The organism is Dongia sp. (assembly GCF_041906375.1).
GTDB lineage: Bacteria > Pseudomonadota > Alphaproteobacteria > Dongiales > Dongiaceae > Dongia.
Genome location: NZ_JAYRJJ010000002.1, coordinates 58794 through 75564, shown reverse-complemented (window position 1 = coordinate 75564; position 16771 = coordinate 58794). Strand labels below are relative to the sequence as shown.

At 63.1% G+C, this 16771-nt stretch carries 11 protein-coding genes; 5 read left to right on the top strand and 6 right to left on the bottom strand.

Features of this window, described 5'->3' with window-relative positions:
• Window positions 1-152: 152 nt before the first annotated feature.
• The 3 genes from ACE3OA_RS06970 to ACE3OA_RS06960 form a co-directional block, all read right to left on the bottom strand.
• Window positions 153-1559: an FAD-binding oxidoreductase gene (locus ACE3OA_RS06970; RefSeq protein WP_374309358.1), complete on the bottom strand. Its 1407-nt coding sequence runs from the start codon at window positions 1557-1559 to the stop codon at window positions 153-155.
• 182 nt (window positions 1560-1741) lie between these two features.
• Complete coding sequence (locus tag ACE3OA_RS06965) at window positions 1742-5353, bottom strand: hydantoinase B/oxoprolinase family protein (RefSeq protein ID WP_374309356.1); 3612 nt, start codon at window positions 5351-5353, stop codon at window positions 1742-1744.
• A 120-nt stretch (window positions 5354-5473) separates the two neighbouring features.
• Window positions 5474-6625, bottom strand: a complete 1152-nt coding sequence (locus ACE3OA_RS06960) for a M24 family metallopeptidase (RefSeq protein WP_374309354.1) — start codon at window positions 6623-6625, stop codon at window positions 5474-5476.
• A gap of 106 nt (window positions 6626-6731) precedes the next feature.
• Here ACE3OA_RS06960 and ACE3OA_RS06955 point away from each other — a divergent pair, with 106 nt between their 5' ends.
• On the top strand, window positions 6732-7490 hold the full coding sequence (locus ACE3OA_RS06955; RefSeq protein WP_374309352.1) for an IclR family transcriptional regulator: 759 nt from the start codon (window positions 6732-6734) through the stop codon (window positions 7488-7490).
• Between the two features lie 47 nt (window positions 7491-7537).
• Here the strand turns inward: ACE3OA_RS06955 and ACE3OA_RS06950 are convergent, their stop codons facing one another.
• The 3 genes from ACE3OA_RS06950 to ACE3OA_RS06940 form a co-directional block, all read right to left on the bottom strand.
• Entirely contained in the window at window positions 7538-8446 is a 909-nt protein-coding gene (locus ACE3OA_RS06950) for an NAD(P)-dependent oxidoreductase (RefSeq protein WP_374309350.1), read from the bottom strand.
• A gap of 20 nt (window positions 8447-8466) precedes the next feature.
• On the bottom strand, window positions 8467-9660 hold the full coding sequence (locus ACE3OA_RS06945; RefSeq protein ID WP_374309348.1) for a mandelate racemase/muconate lactonizing enzyme family protein: 1194 nt from the start codon (window positions 9658-9660) through the stop codon (window positions 8467-8469).
• 80 nt (window positions 9661-9740) lie between these two features.
• Window positions 9741-11324, bottom strand: coding sequence for an ABC transporter substrate-binding protein (locus ACE3OA_RS06940; protein WP_374309346.1), 1584 nt, complete (start codon window positions 11322-11324; stop codon window positions 9741-9743).
• A gap of 175 nt (window positions 11325-11499) precedes the next feature.
• Here ACE3OA_RS06940 and ACE3OA_RS06935 point away from each other — a divergent pair, with 175 nt between their 5' ends.
• The 4 genes from ACE3OA_RS06935 (at window position 11500) to ACE3OA_RS06920 (ending at window position 16771) form a co-directional block, all read left to right on the top strand.
• On the top strand, window positions 11500-12444 hold the full coding sequence (locus ACE3OA_RS06935) for a LysR substrate-binding domain-containing protein (RefSeq protein ID WP_374309344.1): 945 nt from the start codon (window positions 11500-11502) through the stop codon (window positions 12442-12444).
• Complete coding sequence (locus ACE3OA_RS06930; protein WP_374309342.1) at window positions 12434-14068, top strand: GMC family oxidoreductase; 1635 nt, start codon at window positions 12434-12436, stop codon at window positions 14066-14068. Before ACE3OA_RS06935 ends, ACE3OA_RS06930 begins: the two co-directional genes overlap by 11 nt.
• Window positions 14069-14168: 100 nt before the next feature.
• The gene (locus tag ACE3OA_RS06925) at window positions 14169-14915 is read left to right on the top strand and encodes a TerB family tellurite resistance protein (RefSeq protein WP_374309340.1); all 747 of its coding nucleotides are present in this window, start codon (window positions 14169-14171) and stop codon (window positions 14913-14915) included.
• A gap of 41 nt (window positions 14916-14956) precedes the next feature.
• A complete protein-coding gene (locus ACE3OA_RS06920) occupies window positions 14957-16771 on the top strand; it encodes an ABC-F family ATP-binding cassette domain-containing protein (RefSeq protein WP_374309338.1) in 1815 nt (604 codons plus the stop codon).

The window sequence follows — 16771 nt, the reverse complement described above, 5'->3', positions numbered from 1 at the left end:
CCATTACTGCAGCCCCCACCCTAACCCTCCCCCTGAAGGGAGAGGGGACTTGAGAGAGTTCGCGCTAACGTCGCAGCAAACGCGATGAGATTCCCTCTCCCTTCAGGGGGAGGGTTAGGGTGGGGGTGCGCGCAAGCGAACGGGCTACACCATCACGCCCTAAAAATCTTCCCCGGATTCATCCGGTTGTCCGGATCGAGTGTGCTCTTCAACTGGCGCATCACCGCGACGGCCGAGCCGTGTTCGGCTTCCAGGAACCCGATCTTGCCGAAGCCGATGCCGTGTTCGCCTGTGCAGGTGCCGCCCATGGCGATGGCGCGATGGGCGAGGCGGTCGGTCAAGGCCTGGGCGCGGGCTGCTTCCTCCGCATCGTCGGGGTTGAGGATGATGCAGAGATGGAAATTGCCGTCGCCGACATGGCCGACCAGCGGCGTGAGCAGGCCCGAGGCTGCGACATCCGCCTTGGTCTCCAGGATACAATCGGCCAGGCGTGAGATCGGCACGCAGACATCCGTGGGCCAGCCCTTGGCGCCGGGCCTGAGTGCTAGGCCGGCATAGAAGGCGTCATGCCGCGCCTGCCACATCTTGCTGCGGTCCTCCGGCTTCGAGGTCCATTTGAAATCGCTCATGCCGAATTCGGCGCCGATCTCGTTCACCAGCGCCGATTGCTCGGCAACACCCGCCTCGGTGCCGTGGAATTCAAAGAACAGGGTCGGCCGCACGGCGAAATCGAGCTTGGAATATTTGTTGATGGCGTCGATCTGCACTTCATCCAGCAATTCGATGCGCGCCACGGGGACACCCGCCTGGATGGTGCGGATGACCGTGTTCACCGCCGATCCGATATCGGGGAAATTCGCGACCGCCGCCGCCAACGCTTCGGGCACACCGTAGAGGCGCAGGCGGATCTCGGTGATGATGCCGAGCGTGCCTTCCGAGCCGACGAAGAGCCGCGTCAAATCATAGCCCGCCGCCGATTTCCGTGACCGCCCGCCGGTCTTGATGATGCGTCCGTCCGCCAGCACGACAGTGAGGCCCAGCACATTCTCGCGCATGGTGCCGTAGCGCACGGCATTGGTGCCGCTGGCGCGCGTCGCCGTCATGCCGCCGATCGTGGCATCCGCCCCCGGATCGATCGGGAAGAACAGGCCCTGATCCTTGATATAGGCGTTGAGCGCTTTCCGCGTGACGCCGGCCTCGACCTTCACGTCGAGATCGTCGGCGTTCACTTCCAGCACCTTGTTCATGCGGCCCATATCGATGCTGATGCCGCCATCAAGTGCCGCCACATGACCTTCCAGCGACGTGCCAACACCAAAGGGAATGACGGGTGCCCCGAACTCCGCCGCCACCTTGGCGATGGCCGAGACCTCTTCGGTCGTCTCCGGAAAGACCACGACGTCTGGTGCATGACTCTCATGATAGGATTCGTCATGCCCGTGCCGGTCGCGAATGCCGGCATTAGTCGAAACCTGATCGGGTTTCAGCACCTTCTGCAAGGCTTCGATGAGGCCGGAAACGTTCAGATTGCGCTGTGGGCGGCCGGGTAAAGCGGTCATGGATCTGTTCCTCAATAGCTCAGTCAGTTCAAAGCTTGTCCAGGCGGCCCCTCACCCCGACCCTCTCCCCACTTCGTGGGGCGAGGGAGGTCCCGCCGAACTTCGCAAAAAGCCCCTCGCCCCGCTTGCGGGGAGAGGGGTTGGGGTGAGGGGTCCTTCAGTCCGACCACTGACCCTATCTATCAACCCCTACCATACCCGCCGCCGCCCGGCGTCTCGACCAAAAAGACGTCGCCCGGCTGCAATTCCGCCCCATCTGTGCCGTTGAGGGTTTCCACGCGCCCGTCGCGACGGATGACGCTGTTCCGGCCCAAAGCGCCCTCGCCGCCGCCCTCCAACCCATAGGGCGCCACGCGGCGGTGGCCGGAGAGGATGCCGGCGGTCATCTGTTCCAGAAACCGGACCCGCCGCACCACGCCGTCGCCGCCTTTATGTTTGCCCTTGCCGCCGCTCCCGCGCCTTATATGGAAATCCTCCAGCAGCACGGGGAAGCGAAATTCCAGCACTTCCGGGTCGGTGAGGCGCGAATTGGTCATGTGGGTCTGCACGGCATCGGTGCCGTCGAAATCAGGCCCGGCACCCGAACCGCCGGCGATGGTCTCGTAATATTGATGGCGCGCATTGCCGAAGGTGAAATTGTTCATCGTGCCCTGCGCCGCCGCCATGACACCCATAGCGCCATAGAGCGCATCGGTGATGCATTGCGAGGTTTCGACATTGCCGGCAACCACCGCCGCCGGATATCTGGGTCGCAGCATGGACCCTTCCGGAATGACGATGTCGAGCGGATCGAGGCAGCCCTGGTTCATCGGGATGTCGTCGTCGATGAGCGTTCTGAAGACATAGAGCACGGCGGCTTTGGCAACCGCCGCCGGCGCGTTGAAATTGGTGGCAAGCTGTGCCGAGGTGCCGGTGAAATCGATCCGGGCGCGCCGCGCCTGATGATCGACGGTGACGCTGACCTTGATCATGGCACCATCATCCATCTCATAGGCGAAGCTGCCATCCTTCAGGCGGTCGAGCACGCGCCGGACCTGTTCGGCGGCATTGGCCTTCACATGGTTCATATAGGCCTGGACCACGGGCAGCGAGAACTGCCCCACCATGCGATGCAGCTCCTGGACGCCCTTTTCATTGGCGGCCACCTGCGCGCCGAGATCGGCGATGTTCTGGTCGATGTTGCGCGCGGGAAATTTGCCGCTACCCAGGAGCTTGCGCATCTCCGCCTCCAGCATGATGCCGCGATCGACCAGCTTTACATTGTCGATGAGGATTCCTTCCTCCTCGACCGTCTTGCTGTAGGGCGGCATGGAACCGGGAGTGAGGCCGCCGATATCGGCATGGTGCCCGCGGCTCGCCACGTAGAACAGGATCTTCTTCGCCGCCGCGTCGAAGACCGGCGTCACCACCGTGATGTCGGGGAGATGCGTGCCGCCGTTATAGGGCGCGTTCAGCACATAGACATCGCCCGGGCGCATGTCGGTGCCGCCGCCCTTGGTGCGATGCGCGCGTATGACGCTCTCCACGCTTTCGCCCATCGAGCCCAGATGCACCGGCATATGTGGCGCGTTGGCGATGAGATGCCCCTGCGCATCAAAAAGCGCGCAGGAAAAATCGAGCCGCTCCTTGATGTTCACCGAATGGCTGGTCTTCTCCAATGTAGAACCCATCTGCTCGGCAATGGACATGAAAAGGTTGTTGAAAATCTCCAGCATCACCGGGTCGACATCCGTCCCCATTGCATGGCGGCGCTGCGCCACGATGTAGCGGTCCATCACCAGATGGCCGCGATCGTTCAGAATCGCGCGCCAGCCGGGTTCCACCACATTGGTCGAAATCGGCTCCAGGATGATGGCCGGCCCATCGATGCGCTGGCCGGGGCGCAGGTCCGCGCGGTCATAGACGGGCGCCGAAAGCCGCTCACCATGTGCCCAGAACGGCACCTGTGCCAGCGGGGCGGCATCCTGCGCGCGCACCGGCAGCAGCGGGTCGGCCACCTGTTCCGTCTTGCCGATCGCCTCGACCGAGATCGAATCGACAATCAATGTCTTTGCCGGGACGATGAAGCCGTAACGCTGGCGGTGCGCTTCCTCGAAGCCCGCCTGGATTTCATGGGCGCTGCCGAAATCGGTGATGAGCGAAGCGTCCGTTCCGGCATATTTGACATGGACCTGGCGGCGGATATCGATCTGTTCCGCAGCGATGCCCTGTGTCGCGATCTCGGCGCGCGCCGCTTCCGCCATCCTGTCAAACTCGATGGCAAGGCCTGACACCAGATGCTGGTCGAGCGCTGCCTCGACCGTCTTGTGACGAATGGCGCGCATATCGGCCAAGCCCATGCCATAGGCCGACAATACGCCGGCCAGCGGATGCAGGAATATCCGGGTCATGCCGAGTGCATCGGCGACACGGCAAGCATGCTGGCCACCGGCCCCGCCGAAACAGGCCAGCGCATATTTGCTGACGTCATAGCCGCGTTGGATGGAGATTTCCTTGATCGCATTGGCCATGTTGGCGACCGCGATATCGAGGAAACCTTCCGCCACATCCTCCGGCTTTGCCGCCTTGCCGGTCGCCTTGGCAATTTCCTGGGCAAGGCTCGCGAACTTCTTCACCACCACATCGCGGTCGAGCGGCTGGTCGCCGTGGGGACCGAAGACCTGCGGGAAGAAATCGGGATTAAGGCGCCCCATCATGACATTGCAATCGGTCACCGCCAGCGGCCCGCCACGGCGATAGCTGGCCGGTCCGGGATTGGCGCCGGCGGAATCGGGCCCGACGCGGAAACGGCTGCCGTCGAAATGCAGGATCGACCCGCCGCCCGCCGCCACGGTGTGGATCAGCATCATCGGTGCCCGCATGCGCACCCCGGCCACCTGCGCCTCGTAAGTGCGTTCGAATTCGCCGTTGAAATGCGAGACATCGGTCGACGTGCCGCCCATATCGAAGCCGATGATCTCCTTGAAGCCAGCCTGGCGGGCCGTTTCCACCGCGCCGACGATGCCGCCGGCGGGGCCGGAAAGGATGCTGTCCTTGCCCTGGAACTTCGCCGCGTCCGTCAAGCCGCCATTCGACTGCATGAACATGAGGCGCGTGGTCTTGTTGCCGATCTCGCCGGCCACCTGGTCGACATAGCGCCGCAGGATGGGCGAAAGATAGGCATCGACCACCGTGGTATCGCCGCGGCTCACCAGCTTCATCAGCGGCGAAACTTCATGGCTCACCGAGATCTGCGTGAAACCGGTCTCCTCGGCGATGATCTTCAGCGCCGCCTCGTGGGCATGATAGCGGAAACCGTGCATCAGCAGGATGGCGATGACGCGGTAGCCTTTGTCATAGGCTGCCTTGAAATCGGCCCGCGCCTTGGCCAGGTCGAGGCCTTTCAACACCTGCCCGTTCGTGTCGATACGCTCGTCGATCTCGATCACGTCCCGGTGCAGAAGTTCCGGCAGCTCGATCTTGCGCGCGAAAATCTTCGGCCGGTTCTGATAGGCGATGCGCAGGGCGTCCTTGAAACCCTTCGTCACGGCCAGCACCACGGCCTCTCCCTTGCGCTCGAGCAGGGCATTGGTGGCGACGGTGGTGCCCATCTTGATGGCGCCCACGCTGCCTGGCAGCGCCGCGTCCGCAGCAAGACCCAGGATGGCCCGAATGCCCGCCATCGCCGCGTCCCGGTACCGCTCCGGGTTTTCCGACAGCAGCTTATGGGTGATGAGTCGCCCGTCCGGCGCCTTCGCCACGATATCGGTAAAGGTGCCGCCGCGATCGATCCAGAACTGCCAGGTGTCAGTCACGTTCTTTGCCCATCCCTCATTTTGTCATCCCCCGCATAGGCGGGGGATCCACGAGTTTCTTTCGTCAGTCTCGTTGAAACTCGTGGATGGTCCGCCTGCGCGGACTATGACGCAAAAAAACTATCGCGTGACGAGGTCGGTCGACCGCTTTGATAGTACGCGGCAGCCGGTCTCCGTCACCACCACCGTCTGCCCCGACGTCATCGCAAGATTGCGCTCGCTGTCGAAGATGATGAGATGGATGAAGAAGACCTGGTTCGGCGCCGCCAGTTCCGCATTGCCGTGATAGAACATCGGGTAGTCCATCCAGTTCGGCGCGAAGGTGGTGCCGAGGCTGTAGCCGGTGGCGTTCATCCGGTAGGCCTGGTAGCCGGCCGCGTCCAGCACCTTGGCGTGGGCGTCGAACACTTCGCCGATCGGGCGGCCGGGAATGAGCGCTGCCTTGCAGGCCTCGAGCGCATCGACGGCGACCTTGTGCATTTCCACTTGCCGCGCGGGCACCTTGCCGATGGGGATTGTGCGCATGAGCGCCGAATGGTAGTGGCGGAACACGCCGGCGAATTCGAGGGTGAGCTGGTCGTCTTTTTCAAGTACGCGGCGGCCGGAATGGTAGCGGCACAGAAGAGCTTCCGGCCCCGAGCCGATGATGAATTCATTGGCGGGATCGTCGCCGTCATTGCGGATGATGATGCTCTGCATGGCGGCCAGGATCTCCGCCTCCGAAACGCCCGGCGCCGTCAGCCTGTGTGCTTCATCCAGGGCGAGATCCGCAAGATGTGCCGCCTTCTCGACATAGGCGATTTCAGATGCAGACTTCACCAGCCGCTGCCGGGAGACGATGTCGCTGGCATCGATCAGGGTCGCGAAACCGTCGAAGGCTGCTTGCAGCCGCATGCCGTTCCTGGCGGTGAGCCCATAGGAATCCCATTCGACGCCGAGCTTTTTGCCCGAGAGGCCCCAGTCCTTCAGCATGTTCTTGAGTTCGGCGGACGGATTGGCCTCCGGCCCATCGACCCAGATTCGGATGTCGGCAATGTCGGAGGTGAGTTGGGCCTGCCGGAGGTCCGGCGCCCGGGTCAGCAGGAACTGGCGGCCGTCGGCGCCGAGGAAATAGCATTGGAAAAAGACGTAGCCGAACGTGTCGTAGCCGGAAAGATAATACATGCTCTCCTGCCGGAACATGAGCAGGCCGGAAAGGCCGCGCGCTTCGAGGGCGGCGATGGTGGCCTTGCGGCGGGCGGCGAATTCGTCCCGGGTGAAGTGCAGCGACATGATGTGAAACTCCGGCTTTGCTGGCGATGGGGCAGAGAAGATCACGGGCGGTGCCCAAGCTCAAACGCGTTAGTGACAATTATTCTACATTGTAGAATATGAAGCCATGAAACAGGTCCGAATCCAATCCCTCGCCCGCGCCGACCAGATTCTGGAGGCGCTTGCCCGCGACCCGGCGGAGGGTCAGCGCCTGCAGGATGTGGTCGCCCGCACGGGCTTGAAATCTGTGACCGCGCTGACCTTGCTGCAGAGTCTGGTGGCACTCAAGCTTGCCGAACAGGTGGGGAAGCGCGGGCGCTACCGGCTGGGGCCGCGCTTGCTGCAATTGGGCCGCAAGGTCGAGGCGCGGCTCGACATCATCGCGCTCGCCCGGCCGGCGCTGGTGCGCCTCTGCCAACAATCGGGCGAGATGGTCAATCTGCTGGTCCCCTCTGCCACCACCATGGTCGTGGTCGAAAGCCTTGAAGGCGAGGTGTTCCTGAAGGCGACGCCGCTCAAAGGCCGCGATCTACCCATGCACGGCACGGCGTCGGGGAAGTGCTTCCTCGCCTTTTCGTCGGATGAGGCGCAGCGCCAGTTGCTTGCGGCGCTCACCTATACGAAGACGACGCAGAAGACGATTGGCGACGCCAAGCGCCTAGAAAAGGAATTCGCCAAGATTCGGAAAGCCGGCTATGCGACAGAAGAGGACGAATACACCGCCGACACCGTGGCACTCGCGGTGCCGATCATCGACCAAGGCGGAAAGATTCGCGCGACCTTGAGCCTGCATGGACCAAGTGCCAGGTTCGGTACCGCACGCCGGCCGCGCTTGTTGGCGCTGTTGCAGAAGGAGGCGCAGCGGATTGGAAGGGAGTTGTTGTGAAAAGCCCCGCGCCCCTTTGGAGCGAGGGGTTGGGGTGAGGGGCCTTCTCAGAGCAATTTCGCCGGGAAACCCGGTGCGCGCAGATCGGTCTTCAGCGCATCCTCGAGCAGCTTCACGATCATCGGCGATTCGGCCTTGCCGCCATAGACCGCCTTGGCTTCGACATAGGTCTGATTGGTGATCGAGGCCAGTTCCAGCGGCACGCCGAACTCCCGGCCGAATCCTAAGGCAAAGCCCAGATCCTTGAGGGCGAGGTCCATCGAAAAGCCGATATCATAGGAGCCGTTGAGGATGAGCTGGCCCTCCGTCTCGTGGACGAAGCTGTTGCCGGAACTGGCGGCGATGGCGTGATAGGCCTGGGCGAGATCGAGGCCACCGCGTTTGGCCAGCATCAAGGCCTCACCCACGGCCTTCAAATGAATGAAGGCCAGCATGTTGGTGATCACCTTGATCACCGCCGCCGAGCCCAATGGACCCATATGGAAAATCTGCGACCCCATGGCCTTCAACGCCGGCAGATGGGTATCGAACATATCCTTGTCGCCGCCGGCCAGCACCGTCACATCGCCGCTCGCAGCCAGATGGATGCCGCCGGTGATGGGCGATTCCATCGTGCGCACGCCATGCTGCCTGGCCAATTCGGCAAAACGCAGGATTTCGTCGCGGCCCAGGGTTCCCATCTCGATCCAATGCCCGCCTTCCGCGAGGCCGGCGAGGATGCCGTCCTTGTCGGCAAGCACTTCCTGCGTGGCGCCGGGCGAGGGCAGGCAGGTGATGACGGTATCGACCTGCTCGGCCAGCGCGCGCGGGCAATCGGCCCATCCGGCGCCAAGATCGAGGACCGGCTGTGCTGCTTCCTTCCTGAGATCGTGAACGATGAGGGGGAAGCCCTTGCGCTGCAGGCTCATTGCCAGATAGCGGCCGATATGGCCGAGCCCGATGAATCCGTAACGCATGATGCCTCCCCGTTTGGTTTCTATTGGATGACCTTGTTGGTCATCTCCAGATGCAGGTTCTTGCCCGTGTAAGGATGGGCGCGGGCGACGTCTTCATCGAGTTCGATGCCCAGCCCGGGTTCGGTGGGCGGGATGACGTAACCGGCTTCCCATTGCACCGGCTTCTTGATGATCTTGCCATGGAAGCCGCCCCAGGTCTCGATGCTCTCGAGGATGAGGAAGTTGGGGCTGGCGGCGGCCAGATGCACATTGGCCATGCCGATGACCGGCCCCGCATAAAGATGCGGTGCGATCTGGGCGTAATAGGCTTCGGCCATCGAGGTGATCTTCTTGGCTTCCAGCAAGCCACCGACACGGCCCACCTGCATCTGCAGGATCGAGGCGGCACGGCATTCCAGCACGCGGGCGAACTCGTATTTCGTCACCAGCCGCTCGCCGGTGGCGATGGGGATCGAGGTGCCGCGGGCGACCAGGGCCATCTCCTCCGGCTTTTCCGGCGGGGTCGGTTCCTCGAACCAGAGCGGCTGATACTTCTCCAGGCGCTGGGCGAAGCGGATGGCGCCCGAGGTGGTGAACTGGCCATGGGTCCCGAAGAGGAGATCGGCCTTCGCGCCCACCGCTTCGCGGATCAGCCGGCAGAACTTCTCACATAGATCCATCGATTCCAGCGAGGGCTGTCGGGGGTCGAAGGGCGAATAGGGGGCCGCCGGGTCGAATTTGATGCCGGTAAAGCCCATCTTTACATAATGCGCGGCGCGCTCGGCCGAAGCCTCGGGGTTCCAGTAGATGGAGCTGTCCTGGCCGTTGGCGATGTCAGGATAGATATAGGTGTAGGAGCGCAGGCGCTCATGCACCCGGCCGCCCAGCAATTCATAGACAGGCTTGCCGGTGGCCTTGCCCTTGATGTCCCAGAGGGCGATCTCGATTGCCGACAGCACGCTCATCGCGGTGACATCGGGGCGCAGCGTATAGCCGGAACCGTAGGCGAGGCGCCACAATTTTTCGATATGGAAGGGGTCCATCCCTTCGACATAGCGCTGATACATGTCCTCGATGGCGGCGACCATGGTCTTCGGGCCGAAGGCGGTGCCGTAGACCTCGCCCACGCCCTCGATCCCGTCATCGGTCACGAGCTTGACGAAGATGAAGTACTGGCCACCGAAAGAAGGCGGCGGATTGCCGACAACGAATGTCTTGAGACCGGCGATTTTCATGGAGTGGCTGTCTTCTCGCGCGAAAAAGGGCGGTTGCGGGCCGCACAACCGATCGGCCCGCAACCGGTCATTCGGGTCGTTTAGGCGAACCACCAGCGCTGGGTGATCTTCATGCCGTCGACATCCCAGTTTGGAGCGACGACATCGCCATGTGCAACGGTTTTAGCGAATGCGTTCATGTAATTATAGAACATCAGGACCAGCACGCCGCCATCGTCGGCGACGATATCCTGCATTTCGGCATACATGGCGGCGCGCTTCGTCTGGTCGAGCTCGGCCCGGGCCGCCACCAGCAGCTCGTTGAAGCGGTCGTTTTTCCAGAAGCTGTCATTCCAGGCGGCGTCGGCTGCATAAGCCGTGGTGAACATCAGGTCGGCCGTCGGTCGGCCCGACCAATAGGACAGGCACCAGGCCTTCTTCATCCAGACCGCATCCCAATAGGCGTCTTCGGCCTCGCGGATAACGTTGATGTCGATGCCGCATTTGGCCGCCGATTCCTTCATCAGCTGGGCGGCGTCGATGGCACCGGAGAAGGCGGCGTCGGAGGCCGAGAGGTCGACCTTGAGCGAGGTGAGGCCGGCCTTCTTCAGGTGGAACTTGGCCTTCTCGGGATCGAAGGTGTGCTTGGTTGCGGGGTCGTGGGAAAAGGGGACGCCGGCAGCGATCGGGTTGTCATTGCCGACCGAACCATGGCCGCGCAATACCTTCTTCACGATCTCCTCGCGGTCGATCGCGTATTTGAGGGCGAGGCGGACGTCCTTGTTGTCGAAGGGCGCCATGGTGCAGATCATCGGCGCCACATAATGGGCAAAGCCGCTGACCTCGGAAATGCCGATATTGCCGCCACTGGCCATACGATCGACGGTTTTGAGATCGACGCGGTCGATATAGTCGACTTCGCCGGTGGTGAGTGCGTTGGAGCGGGCCGCCACATCGCCGATCGAACGGATCTCGATCTCGTCGAAATAGGTGTCGCGATGGTAATTGGCAAAGCGCTTGCCCGTGGCCTTCACGCCGGGCTCGAAGGCGGTCATGGCATAGGGACCGGTGCCGTCGCCCGATTGCCAATCGGCCTTGCCGTCCTTGCCCGGCATCATCGGCAAGTGATAGTCGGAGACGACATAGGGGAAGTCGGCATTGCCGTCGCTCAAGGTGACGACGATCTTGTCCTGGCCGTCGGCCTTGATGTCCTTGACTGTTGCCAGCAGCGATTTGGCGGCTGATTTCGAGTCTTCTGAACGATGATGATTGATCGAGGCCACGACGTCATCGGCAGTCAGCGACTTGCCGGAATGGAATTCGACGCCCTTCCGCAGCGTGAAGACCCAGGTCTTGGCATCTTTCGAGGCTTCAAAGCTTTCCGCCGCATCGCCGACGATTTCGCCCGTGGCGGAAACCTCGGTGAGGCTGGAGCGGAGCGAGCCCCAGCCGAAGACGCCGTTGAACGTGTCCGGGAAGGTCGCCGCGTCGAGCGTATCGGTGGTCGAGCCGCTGCCCAGCGCCACACGGAACAGTCCGCCTTTTTTGGGCTCGGCGCGGGCGGCCTTGGTGAACATGGTCTGGGCGGCGGCGGCACTGATGCCGGCCGCGATGGCCAGTTGCACGAAATCGCGGCGCGACATCTTGCCCGTCGCCGCGAGGCGGGTCATCGACTTGATATCCATGGAGCTTTTCTCCCCTGAGGTTGCCGTTTCTGCATTGGCGCACCAGCCGCGGCGGCCTTATGAAAGGCACGGCGGGGACTGGCGGCTGGGGCTATTCCGCGCTTGACAGCGTATAAAATCAAACGATGTATTATTGGCCTAAGGCCTAAATTCATTTGTCGCTTGGGATTCGTCGATGTCCTACCACCTGCCGCCCTTGCCCTGGTTGCGCGCCTTCGAGGCGGCGGCGCGGCGGGGGTCGTTTGCGACTGCCGCCAGCGAACTGGGCCTCACCTCGGCCGCGGTCAGCTATCAGATGCGCGCGTTGGAGCAGATGCTGGGCTATCCGCTGTTCGAGCGCCTGCCGCGCGGCCTGCGCCTCACCGATCTCGGCAAGGCCTATCTGGTGCCGGTACGCCAATCCTTCAGTGAACTCTCGATTGCGACGCTCAGCATCTTCGGCCCGGAAGGAGAGGCTGTTCTAAATATCCGCGTACCGGTCTCCTTCGCCGTCTTGTGGCTGACGCCGCGCCTCAGCGGATTTGCCCGCGCCCATCCCGGCATCCGACTGCGGCTCTTTTCGGCGATCTGGGCCGACGCGCTGCCCACCGACAAGACCGATGTCGACATCCGCTTCGGCTATGGCAACTGGCCGGGCTCGGCCGCGCAATTGCTGGTCAACGATCCGATCGTGTTGGTGACTGCACCGGACTCGCCCATCAAATCGGTGCGCGACATCGACAGCGCGCAGATGATCCAGATCATGGGGGTCGAGAGCGACTGGCTGCATCTGTTTGAATCGGCCGGCATGGTGCTGCCCAAAGGTGGCGCCGGCATCACGGTTGATACCAGCCTCGCCGCCCTCGAAATCGTGGCCTCAGGCCATGGCGCGGCGCTGGTTTTGTCGCGCTTTGCGACGGCCTTCGAGGCCAGCGGCCGCGTCCGGCGTGTGCCTGGCATCGAGCTCCCGCACGACCAGTCGCACTATCTCCTGACCCCGCAGAATTTCGAGGCACCCCGCGCCGAAGCGCTGTTGTTCAGCGATTGGCTGCGCCAGGAATTGGCGCAGGAAGCGGCCCGGAACAATCATCCCCTTTCAGACAAGCCGGCCAGGCGCCGACGGAGATCCCATGGCAAGTGATTTGAACAATGCTGATTTCGTGATCGTCGGCGGCGGCTCGGCCGGCTGCGTGATGGCGGCGCGCCTTGCCGAGAACGGGCGGCACAAGGTGCTGCTGATCGAGGCCGGCCCCAGCGACCGCCGTTTCGACATCGACGTGCCGGTCGGCTATGCGCACACCTATCTCGACCCCAAGGTCAATTGGATGTTCAACAGCGCGCCGGTGCCGTCGCTGGATAATCGGATCGTCTACTATCCGCGCGGCAAGGTGCTGGGCGGGTCGGGCTCGATCAACGCCATGGTCTTCGCACGCGGCCAGGCCGCCGATTATGACGGCTGGGAGGCCGCCGGCAATCAGGGCTGGGGCTGGCGCGACGTGCTGCCCTTCTACAAAAAGATGGAGACTCACGATTTCGGGGAGAGCGAGCTCCATGGCGGCGATGGGCCGATGCATGTGTCGCAGATCGGCCGCGATGCGCATCCGATCTGCCACAGCTTCTTTCGCGCCGCCGAGGAACTGGGTTTCAAGCATCTTCAGGATCTCAATGGCGCCGAGATGGAGGGTGTCGGCCATTACCAGATCAACACGCGGAAGGGGCAGCGCCATTCCTCGGCCAAGGCCTATCTCAGGCCCGCGCTGAAGCGGCCCAATCTGCAGGTCGTCACCGGCGCCCATGTGCTGAAGCTGATCGTCGAGGGAAAACGCGTCGCCGGCCTCAGCTATCGCCGCGACGGGGTCGTCACGGAGGTCCGCGCCCAGCGCGAGGTGATCCTGTCCGCTGGGGCGATCGGTTCGCCGCAACTGCTGCTCCTCTCCGGCATCGGTCCTGCCGAGGAATTGCGGGCGCTTGGGATCGAGGTGAAGCTGGATTTGCCGGCGGTGGGGCGGAACCTCCTCGATCATGTCTGCTATGACCATTATTTCGAAGCGACGGTGCCGACTCTCAATTCGGTGCTGGGCAATTGGGCCGGGCGCATCAAGGCGGGCATGCAATATGCTCTGCTGCGGCGTGGCCCCCTTTCCATGAGCCTCAACCAGGCGGGCGGCTTCGTACGCTCGTCGCCGGCCCATGACCGGCCGAATCTGCAGCTCTATTTCTGTCCGCTCTCTTACGAAAAAGTGACGCCGGAGAGCCGCGAGTTGATGATCGTCCGCTCGACGCCATCCTTCTCTCTGAGCGTCTCGCCGTGCCGCCCGAAAAGCCGTGGTTACTTGCGCCTGCGCAGCAAGGAGGCGGGCGTTGCCCCTGAGATCCAGCCCAATCTGCTGCAGCATCCCGACGACATGGCCGAACTGATCGAAGGTGCCAATTTGATGCGCCGCCTGGCGCGCACCAAGGCGCTGGGCGCCATCATCCGCTCGGAAACGAAACCCGGCCGCGCCGCGCAATCGGATGCCGAGTTCGCCGCCTATATCAAGGAATCGACCTATTCGATCTTCCACCCGTCCGGCACCTGCCGCATGGGTCCGAATGCCGCGGATTCGGTAGTCGACGCACGCCTCCGGGTGCATGGTCTCGATGGCCTGCGCGTCATTGACGCCGCGATCTTCCCCGCCATCCCCTCCGCCAATACCAACGCGCCCACCATGATGGTGGCGGAGAAGGGGGCGGCTTTCATCCTGGGGGAAGACAATCGGGGGTAAAGTTGCCGCGCATACCCCTGCGGCGTCGCCTGCACTGGCAATCGGGGGCACTGCTGGCTATGGTTTCCCCAATCATGCCAAACAAGCATTTCCAGGCGATATGAGCATTTGGGGCAAGATCATCGGCGGGGCGGCCGGTTTCTTCGCGTTGGGCGGGCCTTTGGGCGCGCTTCTTGGCGCCTTGGCCGGGCATGCCATCGATAAGCAGCTGGAGGAAGAGCCCGCGCTGGCGACGGCCGACGACCGGCGGGCGACGCGTGAGATCGCTTTCACCATCGCCGTCATCGCGCTGGGGGCCAAAATGGCCAAGGCCGACGGGACGGTGAGCCGGTCGGAAGTTGCGGCCTTCAAGCAGGTTTTCAAGATTCCCCCGGACGAGATCAACAATGTGGCCCGCGTCTTCGACCAGGCCAAGCGCGACGTCGCCGGTTTCGATGCCTATGCGCGGCAACTGGCCAACATGTTCGACCAGCGCCACCCGGTGCTGGAGGAACTGATCGACGGCCTGTTCCACATCGCCCGCGCCGATGGCGAGGTGCATGAATCGGAAATCCTCTTCATTCACGAAGTGGCGCGCATCTTTGGTTTTTCCGACGCCGATTTCGCGCGCCTGCGCGAGGTCAATGTCGGTGCCGATCTCGCGGATCCCTACACCGTGCTGGGTGTCAGGCGCGAGCAGTCGGATGAGGAGATTCGGGCAACCTGGCGGCGCCTGATGCGGGAAAATCATCCCGACAAGCTGATGGCGCAAGGGTTGCCAGCGGAGTTCGTGGACCTAGCCAATGAGAAGGTGGCGACGCTCAACGCCGCCTATGACAGGATTGCCAAGGAGCGCGGCATCAAGTAGGTCAGCCGGCAGCTTCCCATTTCTCGAAATCGATTGACCGCATGCCGCCCGCACCACCGCTCGTAGCCCTTCGCGACGCCGCCATCACTTTCGGCGGCAAGCCGCTCTTTTCTGGCATCACACTGACCCTGGGCAAGGGCGAGCGGGTGGCGCTGGTAGGCGCCAACGGTTCCGGAAAATCGACCATTCTCAAGGCCTTGGCCGGCGCAATCGATCTCGATGGGGGGACCCGGTTCCTGCAGCCCGGCACGCGCATCGGCTATCTCTCGCAAAGCCCGGACCTCTCGGGCGGCGGGTCGGTGGCGAAATTCGTGACCGCGGCGCTGCCGGGCGCCGACGAGGATGATTATCGCATTGCCCGGGTGCTCGATCATCTCGATCTCGATGCCAGGCGCGACACGGCGACCTTGTCGGGCGGCGAGGGGCGCCGGGCGGCCATGGCGCGGGCCCTGGTGGCGGAACCTGAAATCCTGCTGCTCGATGAGCCCACCAACCATCTCGATCTCCCCACAATCGAGTGGCTGGAACAGGAGCTTTCCGCCTTCAGCGGCGGCATCCTGATGATCAGTCACGACCGCACCTTCCTGAATGCCCTCTCAAGGCGCGTGCTGTGGCTGGATCGTGGTCGCATGTTCGAGATGGATGGCGGCTTTGCCGGCTTCGAGGAATGGTCGGCCAACATCATGGCGCAGGAAGCGGCCGAGGCGCGGCGCCTGGAAAAGAAGATCGAGCAGGAAGAATATTGGATGGCGCGTGGCGTCACGGCACGGCGCTCTCGCAACGAAGGACGCCGCCGCGGACTCATGGCGCTGCGCAAGGAACGGGCCGAGGCCCTGCGTGCCATCGGCCGCGCCAAGCTGGAACTGGGCGAGGCGGTGCAAGGCGGCCAGATGGTGATCGAGGCGGAGAAGATCTCGAAGACCTTCACCAGGCCCGATGGCACGCCACGTCTCATCGCCAAGGATTTCTCCACCCGCATCCAGCGCGGCGACCGCATCGGCATCATCGGGCCTAACGGCGCCGGCAAGACCACGCTCATCAAGATCCTGACCGGCGAAATCGCAGCCGATGCCGGCAAGCTGAAGCTCGGCACCAATGTGACACCGCTCTATCTCGACCAAAGGCGCGAAAGCTTCGATCTCGACAAGACCTTGTGGCAGACCCTGGCATCGGGCGGTGGCGATTCCATCATCGCCCAGGGTCGTTCGCGCCATGTGGTGGCCTATCTGCGTGACTTCCTGTTCGACGAGAAGCAGGCCACCATGCCGGTCAAGGCGCTCTCGGGCGGCGAGCGGGCGCGCCTGCTGCTGGCCAAGCTGTTCGCGCAGCCGGCCAATCTCATCATCCTCGACGAGCCGACCAACGATCTCGACATGGATACGCTGGATCTGCTGCAGGATGTGCTGGGCGATTTCGACGGCACCGTCATCGTGGTCAGTCATGACCGTGATTTCCTCGACCGCCTCGCTACCTCGATCATCGCGGTCGAGGGCGACGGGGTGGTGGAAGAATATCCCGGCGGCTATTCCGATTATCTCGACCAGCGCAAGGCCGCCGAACGCCATGCCGTAGAGGTTAAACCGAAACCGGCCGCGAAGGTCGCGCCGAAAACGGAGACGGAGCGCTGGTCGTCGAAGGACCAGCGGGCCCTCGACCAGGTGGCCGACCGCATGACCACTCTTGAGGCCGAGGTGAAGACGATCGAGAACGCGCTCGCCGACCCCAACCTCTATGCCCGCGACCCGGCGAAGTTCGAGAAAGCAAGTGCCCTCCTCGTCGCCAAGAAAGGTGAGCTGGAAACAGCTGAGCTGAAATGGCTCGAGCTCGAGGAGCGACGGACCGTATTGGAGGGCTGA